Origin of the sequence: uncultured Cytophaga sp. (assembly GCF_937863595.1) — a bacterium.
Lineage (GTDB): Bacteria > Bacteroidota > Bacteroidia > Cytophagales > Cytophagaceae > Cytophaga.
The window spans coordinates 36,438-48,865 of sequence record NZ_CALMGQ010000181.1 but is presented as its reverse complement, the minus strand read 5'-3'; the positions used below and the strand labels follow the sequence as shown (position 1 = coordinate 48,865).

The window sequence follows — 12,428 nt, the reverse complement described above, 5'->3', positions numbered from 1 at the left end:
GTATAAAGGGCTGGTGAATATTTTTAATTTCACCTAAGTAGCTAACAAATTTATTTACTCCCCTTTGTGTCCTTACTTTGTATTTATATATAAGGATGGTATTATCTTTTCCATAATCTGTGCCTGAATACGTATTATCAGGTGGAATATTATTATAATATACAGGAGTAGAAATGCCTGTACTAAGTTCATACTGATACATCCATACAGGTGAAAACCAATAGCTATTCTGATAATATAAATATTTTGAATCGTGCGAAAATAAATTGGCATGTATACCACTTTTTATATCTATTATTTGTAGCGTATTAAAATCAAACAATCCTGTTTGGTTATCAAATGGGGCAACAAATAAATAAAATGGGATAGAAGATGTTGAAGCATTGTCTGAAATTTTATTTCCCGGAAATGAACCAAAATCTCCTTTAGTAGAATACACAAGTTGGTAGCCGTTATATGATAATGGGGAATAAGGTATATAAAATGGATTTTCTTTGTATTCAAAATTAGGAATTACATTCACAACTGGCCCTTGGATTTTACAGGAATTTACTTGATAATTTAAAATTTTATTGCTGCGATATTCCAATACCGAAACCCAGGTGTCAATATTGTTTTGATGTTTGATACCGCTAATGGAAGGTGCTACAGAGTCCTTCAAGAAAATATTTTTACTTATTACCTTGCCTTTTCCTCCATTGCCATGCATGTCTATGATGTGGTATTCGAGTTTGCATAAATCCCAAAATTTTCCACATTTATTCGGATAGTAACAACTTGTCACATCATTAATTGGCCTGTTCGTAACATAATTCCAATTCTCTTCGTGTGGTATTGTTTCGAACAAATAGTAATATCTGCGATTACTTTCTTCAATAGGTACAATTAGGCTTGTTGCATATAGGGAGCTAAAATTATAGGCATGTAATTTCCCATTGGACATAACCTGTCCATTGGGTTCATACACGTTTGTGCCATCGTAATAAAAAAGTATGTTGCCTAAGGTGTCGCAAATAGAATTTGCATGAGGAGTCTGTAAATCTCCTTTGTAGTTGGAATTATAAGGATTGTATAAGTTGGTATTTGTAACAGTTACGTTGGGGGTAGTAGAATTGAATTTCAAAATGTATTTAAAACCAATAACTCGTTGATCGGTTTCGTGTTGGGCAAAAAGTATACTTGAAAGAAGATTGAATGTAATAGCTAGTGATAATCTAATGCTCATATATGTATAAAAGGCAGTACGTATCCTTATACAAGATAAGAATACGCACTGCCTTTTGTTTAATTTTATACTTAATATTTAACTACTTTTTTATTAATTAGACTATTGTTATGTCTGATTTTTACAACATACATTCCTTGCGCCCAATCAGTGGTAGAAATAGTATTCAACTCAGATAAAACCGTTGACTTATAAATCGTCTTACCTGTTGCATCTATTACTTCAATAGCTACAGATGTTTGTTTGCCATCTTCCGTATAGGCAGATAGGTCAACCGATAATTGGGTATTAAATGGATTAGGATATAACAGTACTTCTTTTTCGGTTTCTACATTCGTATCGTCTGCTGCAACACGTTGCAATACAGGTGCGCAGGCATTTTCGTAATACAAATTCCAAACTTCCAATTCATACGCAGTTTTAATGACATTATTATGTCCTGCACCTATGTAATAAACATGGTTGCCTGAATAAATTGGGCTTTGAATATACATATCAAGACCTTCCCATGGTTTAACAGTCGTTGCAGCATTAAATGTCCATGTTGTGCCTGATAGAGATGCCTGATAAATGTTAGCAGATTTATAAACGCCAGATGCAACCGTAGTGGTCGTATTTATTGCACCCGAGTTTAATACACCATAGTAAATTACACCTGTCGCCAGATTGATTGTAAATACGCCTGATAAATTTGATGTAGTCGTTATTTGTTCAATTGGATTTGGATTGCTACTTAATGGCAGGCGGAATAAATTAGCTGTCCCTTTTTGTCCACGTGCATAGTATAAATTACTTCCCAATACCACTACATCCGAACTTGCATACACATCATTGGTGAATGTTAATTGCCCAAGTGTTGTTGAATACAAATTATTGTTTTGTAGATACACAACTCCATTGCCTGTCATTATTGCTTTTAAACTAACATTTCCTACGTTACTTATTGAAACATTATTAGAGTATAATGCATTTGTTCCTTTTTCAATAGCATATACATCATTTCCCATAGTCATGAAATCAGATACATTTATACTAAGAGATAAACCAGGAGTAACGCTATTTGTAGCCAAATCAATTTTCCATAATTTGCCTGTGCTATTTTCTGTATAATATAGATACGAAAGACCACTTAATGTTGCAACACCAATCTTTGTAAATGCTCCAGCTGCAGGAATAGCTGCATTGCTAATACCAGGCAGTTGATTGATTACCCATTTTTGAAGTGCAGCACTGTAGCTGTAGAAATAAATTTTACCATCTCTGCCAGCAAAATAAATATTGCCACCGTAAGGTGCTAAATTACTACCTGGTGCTTTGCGGTTATCGCTCAATACACCAGACTGCCAGCCTGAAGTACCTGCATTGGTATTGCCACTTGCTGATACTGCGTGAACAGTTGTTTGCAATTGTGTATAACAACCACCGGCACCATTTACTCCTATGTTAATAAGATAAGCTCCAGGATTAGAAGCCGTAAATTGTACAGAATTAGGTGTTGGATTTACAAAAGTGCCATAACCAACGGTAGGATAAGTAGGTGCTACCCATGCATTGATATTGCCATTGGCTGTTGGATTATTTACATTTATTAATACACTATTAGAACATGAATAAATATCTGCATCTACAGTTGGTCGTAATGTTGGACGAATGATAAATGTTCTTACAACGGGTGCGCCGCAAACACCCGTAATAGTAACTTTGCCTACAAAATCTGTTAAGCCACCTGTAGGTAATTTACCTTGCACATTTTGTTTGTTAATTCCGCTTATTATTGTTTTGTTGTATGTGTTTGTTTGGTCATCGTATTGGTTGCCTGGTAATTCCCACGTATATATAGCATTATTACTAACCCACTTTGACATGCCTAGATTAAAACTACCTTGACAATCTAAACTGACCAGTGTGCCTGGATCGTCTACATTTGCGCCATTTTGTTGTACATGCCCAAAATCTGGCTGGATAATATTAAGTGTAATGTATTTAGTAACCGTGTTACATTGGCCAGTAACTACTACTGCAATAGGTACATTACCAACTTGCGTAAAGCCACTTATGTAAATTCCAGTATTCCAATTATTTTGAACTGTTGCGCCAGGAGCATACCAAGCATAACTTGTTCCTCCATTGGGAGCACCTGAGATTTGTACACCTTCGTTACATTGGAAGTCTATCTTTGGAGCAGTTAACGTAAAGTTCGGGATTGATGACGCAAATGTTATGTTTTTAGTTGCTTCGCCTTTACCACATCTTCCAAAAGCAGAAAGCCCTTCTCCCTTTGCAGTTAATGAATGATAATAACTTTGAGAATTCCATTTAACTTTGATATCAGTAGCAGGATTTCCTGTAAAAGATATAAACCATGCTGCAATAGTAGGACCCACGTCTAGAAAAAACTCAGGTTGTCCTGCTGGAGTTACGCCAATTCTTCCCCAGCCACCCTTACAGTATTCGAATTCAGTGATTGCTAATGCACCGTTACTGAAATCAAACGGTTGTAAATATCCATGAGCAATAATAAAATCCTGTATGTTTTTACCACCAATTTCTGTTATTTCACCACCAGTTATTTTCCAAGTAATACATCGGACATTATCATAGTTCAAGCTATAATTATTACTTGGGGAACACACCCTGTCCGGACCATCAATTGCAACGTCTTTACACCCCAGACTCACTGAATACGCATTGAGATGTGTTGTAATTATTAAACTGGCAATGAAGAACAGTTTAATGAAAAATCTAAAATTGTTTTTTTTCATAGTTAAAAGTAAAATGAGTTAAATGTTTATTTTTCTTGCAATACTCATTTTTTTTTTTTGCAAATTGCAAGTAATATAAAACAAATAATTTAATAATTATGAAGAACCTCTTAATAGTGATATTTTTCACTTCAATATTTTCAAATGTGTTCGCTCAATCTGATTCACTCTCAGAAAAAGGTGTTGCAACATATAAAAATAATGTCCAACTAAATCTTTTAGGATTTGCTGGATATTTTGGCTTACAATATGAACGGGCTTTAAGTAAACACGTGTCTATAAGCTTAATTGGAGATTATTTTTTCCCCTTTGCACGATTAACATCAGATCCAACACCAAGTAATTTCTATAAAAAGAATTATTTTATTCATGCCCAAGCTAGGTATTATTTTACTAAGAAATCAACATTTAATAATGGATTTTATCTTGCTGGCGATGTAGGTTATAAGTATTCTAAAGAATACAACGTAAAAGATAATGACATTTACGTTGAAAATAGAGCCCCTATTGTTGGAGGAGGTTTGGGGTATCAATTGTTAATTAAAAAGCGTTTCGTTGTTGATGCTGGTTTTACAACAGCATTCAGTATTTGGCAACAGATTAATTCTAGTTCAAATAATTATGGGTGGGTAAAAAGTAAAAGCAGGACATTAGATATTCCTCTTTATATAAATATTGGGTATGCTTTTTGATTGTTTTTATAGCTGATGTTTAGCTGTGGTATAAGATAAATCTAAATTGATAGAGGAGAAGCAAGGGGTGCAACTCCTTACTCCTCTTCAATCAATTCTTTCGAAAGGTTTTTAGTGATCTTTTCCAAATCTGAAATGTTTTCTAAAATTTTAGATTCGCAATATTTTTTTTCTTCCTGAGACACATCATGTTTCATTATATCTGACAAACCCATTATTCGAGCAATGTTGGCGCGTATTTCATGGGCATTGGTGTGCGCCAAATTTTCAATACGTTTGTTTTGTAAAGACAATTTAACAGTACGTTCAGCTACTTTATGTTCAAGAGAAATATTTAGAATGTTGAGTGCTTGATTTTTTTCATCTAGCTCTTCCGTTAGTTTTAATAAGGTCACTCTGTTTTTATGATACATTAATTTAAAAGTGAAAAAACTTGTGTATAGAAGAACCGCAATTGCTATTTTGGCAAAGAAATTATACACATAATATTTTTTTATAAATTCAATATCAGGTATGTGATTGAAGCGATAAAGTATTAGTTCGTCAAGGCCAACAATAAGAATGATGTATAATGCAATTACTCCAAACATAATTGTTTTTTCATTTTCAAAAGAGAAAATAAAAAAAGGTACCACACCTATGGTAATGATTGCATATGGCATCCATAAAAACATACCTGCATGTACAAAATGGTTTATGAAAATGGGGTAGACAATTACAATAAATACGGGTAAAATGGACGTAATTATTTTAGCATAACGGATGTGATTGAATTTGGTTAGTAACAGCTGAAGCTACTGAAGGCAATTAATACGATGTATCGACTGTAGCTATTTATACCATCATGTGTAACAAAAAGAGTCGCAACAATTAACGGAAAAGAAAGTCCTAAAATGTAAAGCACGTTTATGCTATTTGTAATGCGAATGTATTCTTGTTTTAAAGGATTGCTTTCAAAAGCAGTTCCTAGGTTTAAAATTTTTTTAAACTGTGACATATGATTTGACAAATCAGTTCGGTTCTAAAAGTAGTGCTAAAAATGTTACTAAATATACGTATTTAAATATTTAAAGGATAGGGGATTAAATAAATATTTTACAATACTCGAATTTGATTGAATAGCCAAATTTTTTAAATTCGGTTGCTCAGTGTTTAAATTTTCCCTCCTCCCAAAACCTGCACTTCAGAACCTTCGGCTAAAAAGATAGAAGTGGGTTTGGTTTCCAAATACGGTACAAATGCTTCACCAAATAATTCTTTTGTGCTGAAAGAGAAATTTAAGTTGTGCATTCGGTAAACTTTCCAACGTGGGTGTACCACTTCGTAGGCTGACGTTTTAGTATCAGACAACTTGGTATAGCCCCAATAGTGTTCGGTTATAAATTCAGCTTCGCTGCCAACTTTAATATCTATAGGTTCAATACCTGCTTTAACACGTATGAAATTCCATTTGTTATTTACTTTCCATTCATATTCAACACGCTGCTCATTGTCTACCAAGTCCCATTGATGGCGCATGGGTAAGGTGTGGTATTTCTCTTTATAAATCGTATTTGCTATAAATGTTACCATTGTTTTAGGAACAATCTCTTTAATAAAAACTACGCCGCGTTTCCATTCTTCGCCGTCTTTATAGCGTACATAAAAACGCAAATTTACTTCCGGGAAAGAATGATGATTGGGAATTTTAAAACCTTTGACTTTAACAGCATCAAATAAAAAACCTACGATAGAAACATAACAGGTGTCATTCCAATAATCTAATTCTGTATGAGCCGGAAGATACGGTTTCAGAATTTCAGGATCTACAGCATAGTTTGCTAAAATGATTTTTCTCCATTGGGCTGTAAGGAATGGTTTTGGCATAGTAGTTAGGATTGATGTATTAAATATAAGAATATGGAGTGGGCAATCATAGTATTTTAACACATAGCAACAGTTGATTGTTGAGATGGAAATTCACTAAAATAACTTATTAGAACGGAAAACTTAACTCGTTTTCCGTTATATTAAATACGAAGGCAATGAAAGCTGTTCAGCGCATGTATAAAAAAAATATCTAATGTATTTTAAAATATGGAATTTCAAAAAGAGGGCAACTTGACTTTGATTGCCGTGGGGGCAGCCAACAGTTTAGCCAAGGGGTTAGCCAGGAAATAGAAGCTTCAGAATCATCGTTCAGATATTAAAAATCCCGCTTTATGCGGGATTTTTAATATTCTAACTTGAACGAATAAATTAGTTATATAGCGATATCTAAATTTCCAACGAGTAGTTCTTCGTCTGTAGGTTTTGCAATATTTTTTTCAGATAATTCTTTATCCATATCCGCAACTTCGGGCAATGGAGAAGTCATCATTTTTTCTTCTGATGTAAATGAGCCATCACTAGTAGGTTTTGCTTTATTTGCTACTAAGGATGCAATAGAAAATTCTCTAGCACGATACGTAAACTGTGCTGCTTTTTTATATTCTTTGGCAAGATACAATTGTTTTGCATAACGCTCATATTGAATTCCTTTCCCAAAGTCTCCTGTAAATATTTTTCCATTTTTTACAGCCATATGATTCATCCCTAACAAACGATTTGTTTTTAAAATCATGTATTTAGTCTTTGTTGGATCGGGTTGTACTGGCGATTGTGATTGTAAAATAAATGCAAAAAGGATGAATGCAATTAAGGATAACTGTTTTTTCATGATAGGTATAAATTAAAGGTTTAATATTGGTGAACTCTTAATAATGAACCACATAATAAGATGTAATAAACTATACGTGTTGTTTTACAAATGGTTGTTTGGTACTATGTTATCTAAAAACGATAATGTCTGAAGTATCGGTTGCCATATTTATAAATAGGGGCGAAAGCGTTAATTCTTTACATTCGCACGTAGTAAGTTTTAGAGTGTCTTTTTTAGAATCTATAATTTCAAATGCAATGTTACAATCTTTTCTAGTGTGTGTAAAATGGATTCCATCTTTTGAAAATGCATGGCTCATATAACTATCCATACTGTCTAAGTTTTTATTTTCTACACGCAAGGTGAATTGTGTGGAAGAATCACCCATAGAGAATAGTTCAAGCGTTTGTTCTATACTATCTGTTGAGACATGATAATTATGCTTAGAAATGTGTGTATTGAGTGGCGTATTGGATGAATTACATGCAAAAAATAGCACAAGAGTCAATGTTAGGAATAAATATAGTTTCATATTGGTTTGAGAAGATAATTTGGATTATATTATATGAGTACTAAAATAGGTAATATACTATGAATAACCTTGGTAATATTTTATTTTTGGACACCTAACTTCTTTTCGAAAGGAAAACATATATCATATAATTATTTGGTCTTATGAATATAAAATCAATTGCACCCAACAAAATACAAATAGGGCTGATTTTTTTTGCTGTTATGAGCATGTCATTTTTATTGAAACCTGATTATGCAAATAGTACGATAGATTTCAAAATTAAAAATGCAGGTATTAGTGTTACGGGTTCATTTAAAAAATTCGAAACATCTATAGAATTCAATGAATCTGCTAAGGCTCCAAGTTCAATTAAAGCAACCATTCAAGTGGGTACCATTGATACGGGAATTGAAGGAAGGGATAAACACTTGAAAAAAGAAGAATATTTTAATGTTGAAACGTATCCAACGATAACGTTTGTAAGTACAAAAGTATTGAAAACAACAACTGGAAGTTTTATTGTAGAAGGAAATTTAACAATTAAGGGCGTTAGGAAAGAAATAAAAATTCCCTTTACGTATATAGATAATACTTTTCAAGGTACACTTTCATTGAATAGACGCGATTATAATGTTGGTGGGAGCAGTATTACAATGAGCGATGATGTTGCGATTATGCTAAAAGTGGTAATTTTAAAATAAATAAAAATATTTTTTTTAATCTATGAATAGAACAATAGACCAAAAATGAAATAATAAATAATTTTATACTGCTGATACTAAGATGAAGCTGTGTTGATTGCCTTTGTAGGTATTATATAATAAGATATTTTTAATGGGATTAGCAACTTCTATTTTTAATAATGCCAAAGGTTCTGTTCGACTTAATACCATTGATGCAAGCCATAAAGCAACAGCGCTTGAAGTTGGAAACTCTCCCGTTAAATGTTTGTAATAAGTAGTTGGGGTTTCTTTAAGTTGATTTTCAACTAGTGCATAATAATTGTTTAAGCGCGCATCTCCATTTTTTCCAGAAACGATTAAGTCAACCTTTTCTCCTTTTGGTAAAGCCGTATTTATGAACTGAGACAATTCTTTCTCAAGCGTCTCTGTTTTTTTTGTAACGAATGTTTTAATTGCTTTGACTTCAGCTGTTGCATTTGACTTTACAGTATTTACAACGAACATTGCAGCGCCTTCACCAGCAATTGAGCCGTCTGTGGTAGAATTGAGGAGCTCTGTATTTGATAGTATTTCCTTTTTGTAAGAGCCTGCTAAATCTTCTATGGTATAATTGTATTCTGAAATTTCATCCACACCGCCAACCAAATAGGTATTTGTGGGATGGTCACTTAAAAGCATTTCAACATCAATCAATGCATTTTCAAATGCCAAACCTCTATGAACATGAGTGATGTTGTATCCTTTATTTTTATACATAATACCAAGCTGTCCTGCTATTGCATTGGTAGTACTTTGTACAAAGTTAGTCGGTGTTAATCGGCCTTCTTGATATTGAATAATTTGATTTAAAAATTTAATACAATCTTCTAGTCCGCCGTTTGCAGTGCCTAATATGATACCATCCACTTCTTGTTTTGCAAGCACCTCATTACCTGTTGCAATACCCATTTTTACGGCTTTTCCAAGACGCCTTAACACATTTGGAGGAATGCTGTCGTAATTATTTTCTGTTGCGTATAATTTATTTTCAACTGATTCTGTAATAGAACGTAATGTTGGCTCAACGAAAGATTGTTGTGCGGTAATGCAAGATGTTTGATGAATGTAAAACATATAGATTACACGATTGAGAAGATGAGCGAACTACAATTTCCTGCAAAACCAAAGGAGTTAGACATAACGTGTTTAACAGGTGCTTTTTGAAATGTTGCTAAGGGTTTTAATCCCGTCCCTTCAATTGGCTGAACGCTATTCGCAGATGGATATAATTCTTGATGTTGTAAGGCTAAAATACTGAAGACAGCTTCAATTGCAGCAGAAGCGCCAAGCGTATGTCCTGTTAATGATTTTGTAGAGACAAAAGGAGGTACATTATTAAACAAACGAATCATAGCCGCACTTTCTGCCAAGTCGTTATTCTCAGTACCTGTACCATGTGCGTTGATATAGCTGATGTCGTTTGGATTCAACCGGGCAACTGCAAGTGCTGTGCTCATTGCTTCATACGGACCATCACCTGTTTCGGAGAGCGCAGATGCGTGGTAGGCATCATTTGCATTTGCGTAGCCGCTCAATATAGCATACGGTTTTTTATTTTTGCAATCCGATTCTTTTTCTAAGACTAAAAAAGCTGCAGCTTCACCTAAATTTAAACCAGATCTATTTTGATCGAATGGTTTACATTTTTCTGAAGATAAAATATGTAAGGCATTAAAGCCATTAATCGTAAATTTTGCTAAGCTATCTACGCCACCCACAATGACACGTTTTGCTTTTCCTTGATGAATAAGTCGTGCACCGTACATGATTGCATTTGCAGAGGAAGAACAAGCTGTATTGATCGTGTTACAGATACCTTGTATGTTGTACAATTCTTGTAAGTAAATAGCAACGGATGCTAGATCGTAACTTTCAACATACGGTGATGTAGTTGAATTGCGATTTGCATCTTGATACAATTCATCTGTAAGACACATGCCACCTACTGTAGTACCGTTAATTAAAGCTGTGTCTGCAGACTCTAATTCTGCTTTTGTTAGATTGCTATCAAGGATTGCTTGATTACATGCATGCTGTGCAAGCAAACTTGTTCTGGTGATATTTAATGCATCAACGTTTAATTGTTGCTTTAAAGAATTGTTTGTGCGCTTGATTTCTGCAAATGGAAGTGTGCTTGCATAATTTGTCTCAAACAATTCTAAGGTACCAATACCAGTTGTACTATTTTTTAAAGCCAATCTGTTTGATTCAACGGACTCACCTATAGCGCTAATGATACCAATCCCTGTTACAACAATTCTATCCACAAAAAAATTATTTTGTTCTGTGTTGTTCAATGTAAGCAACCATTGTATTGATATCTGTCAATACTTTACGACCATCTTTAGGATCCGTAATTTTAATTCCATATTCTCTATCCATTAAAACAATTAATTCTAATGAATCGATTGAGTCAAGACCTAAGCCTTCACCAAATAATGGCTCATCGTCTTTAATGTCAGCAGGTGTTACAGAGATTAAATTTAAGAACTTGATTATTTGTTCTTTTACTTGGTGTTTTAATTCAGCAGTTTCCATATATAAATTTAAATCAAATTTTTCTTTTTAAGACCAATAATGGTTATTCCTTGTATGATGATGATAAACCCAACAAGCGGAAGTGTTGTTTCTAACACATCCCAGAAATTTCCACGTTCCAAAAATAAACCGTAATACGATTCCAAGCACCAATATAAGGGTGACATTTTCATTACAACTGCAAATGATTGCGGCATTGCAAAGGATGGAACTAATATACCACTTACAGCAGCAAGTATCACAATTGATACAGCACCAAATCCATTTGCTTGCTCTTGAGTTTGAGCAAAGGTGCCAATACATATTGCATAGCTTATTGCTGCGCCACCACACAATACAGATACAATAAATAAACCTAACAAATCACTCGGCATGTTTAGGGCTGGCAGTCCAATGAATGGGAAAATCCAAATGCCTAAAGAGAATATAACAACAACTTGCGATAAGGTAACAGCTAGGTAGGTTATTTGTTTAGAAAATAAAGCTACTAAATAATTAGTTGGAAGTGTTTTGAGGCGAACAAAACTACCACTGCGTTTTTCTTGAACAATGCTGCCTCCTAGCGAAATAACTATAAAGAACATTGCAAAGATGGTCCATGCCGGCACATTGTGTTGCGTAGCATTCGGTATGGTTTTGCTGCCATCTTTAGCTGCAGCAATTTCTTCGATTGAAATATTTTTTTGGAGAATTTCCATCTGCAAGTTTTGAGGCATTGGCTTCTCATTTAGTGTAACGTATAATTGCTGCACTAATTTTTTACCTTCTATGATTTGAATGGCGCTTGTAAGGGCACCGTTTATAGACTGAAGGAAGGATTGTTGTAATACAGGATTGTAGAAAAATAACAAGGACTCTGATTTCTCAAGTGGAGTTTTGTGCACTTTTGTACTGTCATTCAATCCAAATTGTTGCAAAGCATTTGTTGTTACTTGCGTTGTTTTTTGCTGAATAGAGGAGGAGAAGGTTGTTGGGATAATGATTGCAATGAGTGCATCTTTATCGTGCATCAATGTGTTTAGTGAATTGGCAGACAAATCGCTTGATACCAATTCCATTTTAAACATTCCAATTTGGTTTAAGGCATCTATAAACTCTGTGCTTGTTTGTGCGGTATCTTTATTGCAAACTAGGAGAGGGATTTTATTTTCGTTTACTAATTCAAAGGTGCTATTTTGAATCGTAGTAATAACCAATACCAATAGTATGGGCATTACAAACATTAATAGCAAGCCAACCTTATCGCGTAATAAGAGTAAGGTATCCTTTCGTATGGTTGTCCAAAGTTTAAACAT

General features: G+C 34.1%; 11 protein-coding genes and 1 pseudogene. 2 read left to right on the top strand and 10 right to left on the bottom strand.

The features are described from left to right. Together Q0543_RS15940 and Q0543_RS15935 are read right to left on the bottom strand one after the other, a co-directional pair. Positions 1-1,225, bottom strand: a pseudogene (locus Q0543_RS15940) (hypothetical protein); the annotation flags it as partial. A gap of 71 nt (positions 1,226-1,296) precedes the next feature. Continuing rightward, positions 1,297-3,987, bottom strand: coding sequence for a T9SS type A sorting domain-containing protein (locus Q0543_RS15935; protein ID WP_299255411.1), 2,691 nt, complete (start codon positions 3,985-3,987; stop codon positions 1,297-1,299). A 98-nt stretch (positions 3,988-4,085) separates the two neighbouring features. Here Q0543_RS15935 and Q0543_RS15930 point away from each other — a divergent pair, with 98 nt between their 5' ends. Continuing rightward, complete coding sequence (locus tag Q0543_RS15930; protein ID WP_299255408.1) at positions 4,086-4,679, top strand: hypothetical protein; 594 nt, start codon at positions 4,086-4,088, stop codon at positions 4,677-4,679. Between the two features lie 77 nt (positions 4,680-4,756). Here the strand turns inward: Q0543_RS15930 and Q0543_RS15925 are convergent, their stop codons facing one another. From Q0543_RS15925 to Q0543_RS15910, 4 genes are all read right to left on the bottom strand, one after another. Further along, a complete protein-coding gene (locus tag Q0543_RS15925) occupies positions 4,757-5,269 on the bottom strand; it encodes a hypothetical protein (RefSeq protein WP_299255405.1) in 513 nt (170 codons plus the stop codon). Between the two features lie 562 nt (positions 5,270-5,831). Then, positions 5,832-6,545: a DUF2071 domain-containing protein gene (locus tag Q0543_RS15920; protein WP_299255402.1), complete on the bottom strand. Its 714-nt coding sequence runs from the start codon at positions 6,543-6,545 to the stop codon at positions 5,832-5,834. Between the two features lie 376 nt (positions 6,546-6,921). Next, the gene (locus Q0543_RS15915; protein ID WP_299255399.1) at positions 6,922-7,377 is read right to left on the bottom strand and encodes a hypothetical protein; all 456 of its coding nucleotides are present in this window, start codon (positions 7,375-7,377) and stop codon (positions 6,922-6,924) included. Positions 7,378-7,486: 109 nt separating this feature from the next. Beyond that, positions 7,487-7,891: a hypothetical protein gene (locus Q0543_RS15910; protein ID WP_299255396.1), complete on the bottom strand. Its 405-nt coding sequence runs from the start codon at positions 7,889-7,891 to the stop codon at positions 7,487-7,489. A 143-nt stretch (positions 7,892-8,034) separates the two neighbouring features. Here Q0543_RS15910 and Q0543_RS15905 point away from each other — a divergent pair, with 143 nt between their 5' ends. Then, positions 8,035-8,574, top strand: coding sequence for a YceI family protein (locus Q0543_RS15905; RefSeq protein WP_299255393.1), 540 nt, complete (start codon positions 8,035-8,037; stop codon positions 8,572-8,574). A gap of 63 nt (positions 8,575-8,637) precedes the next feature. On the opposite strand, the gene Q0543_RS15900 is transcribed toward Q0543_RS15905, so the two are convergent. Genes Q0543_RS15900 through Q0543_RS15885 form a run of 4 tightly spaced genes read right to left on the bottom strand, consistent with a single transcriptional unit; the run spans position 8,638 to position 12,428 of the window. Beyond that, positions 8,638-9,669 (bottom strand): beta-ketoacyl synthase chain length factor, encoded by a 1,032-nt coding sequence (locus tag Q0543_RS15900; protein WP_299255390.1) that lies wholly within the window; start codon positions 9,667-9,669, stop codon positions 8,638-8,640. 5 nt (positions 9,670-9,674) lie between these two features. Then, positions 9,675-10,862, bottom strand: coding sequence for a beta-ketoacyl-[acyl-carrier-protein] synthase family protein (locus tag Q0543_RS15895; protein WP_299255387.1), 1,188 nt, complete (start codon positions 10,860-10,862; stop codon positions 9,675-9,677). 7 nt (positions 10,863-10,869) lie between these two features. Continuing rightward, complete coding sequence (locus Q0543_RS15890) at positions 10,870-11,133, bottom strand: phosphopantetheine-binding protein (RefSeq protein ID WP_299255383.1); 264 nt, start codon at positions 11,131-11,133, stop codon at positions 10,870-10,872. Between the two features lie 8 nt (positions 11,134-11,141). Next, entirely contained in the window at positions 11,142-12,428 is a 1,287-nt protein-coding gene (locus tag Q0543_RS15885) for an ABC transporter permease (RefSeq protein ID WP_299255380.1), read from the bottom strand.

What these genes read in the sequence shown, in the direction of transcription:
- Q0543_RS15885 (WP_299255380.1), bottom strand. Translation starts at nt 12,428, where the DNA reads ATGTTTAAACTTTGGACAACCATACGAAAGGATACCTTACTCTTATTA.
- Q0543_RS15925 (WP_299255405.1), bottom strand. Translation starts at nt 5,269, where the DNA reads ATGTTTGGAGTAATTGCATTATACATCATTCTTATTGTTGGCCTTGAC.
- Q0543_RS15910 (WP_299255396.1), bottom strand. Translation starts at nt 7,891, where the DNA reads ATGAAACTATATTTATTCCTAACATTGACTCTTGTGCTATTTTTTGCA.
- Q0543_RS15920 (WP_299255402.1), bottom strand. Translation starts at nt 6,545, where the DNA reads ATGCCAAAACCATTCCTTACAGCCCAATGGAGAAAAATCATTTTAGCA.
- Q0543_RS15930 (WP_299255408.1), top strand. Translation starts at nt 4,086, where the DNA reads ATGAAGAACCTCTTAATAGTGATATTTTTCACTTCAATATTTTCAAAT.
- Q0543_RS15900 (WP_299255390.1), bottom strand. Translation starts at nt 9,669, where the DNA reads ATGTTTTACATTCATCAAACATCTTGCATTACCGCACAACAATCTTTC.
- Q0543_RS15905 (WP_299255393.1), top strand. Translation starts at nt 8,035, where the DNA reads ATGAATATAAAATCAATTGCACCCAACAAAATACAAATAGGGCTGATT.
- Q0543_RS15890 (WP_299255383.1), bottom strand. Translation starts at nt 11,133, where the DNA reads ATGGAAACTGCTGAATTAAAACACCAAGTAAAAGAACAAATAATCAAG.
- Q0543_RS15935 (WP_299255411.1), bottom strand. Translation starts at nt 3,987, where the DNA reads ATGAAAAAAAACAATTTTAGATTTTTCATTAAACTGTTCTTCATTGCC.
- Q0543_RS15915 (WP_299255399.1), bottom strand. Translation starts at nt 7,377, where the DNA reads ATGAAAAAACAGTTATCCTTAATTGCATTCATCCTTTTTGCATTTATT.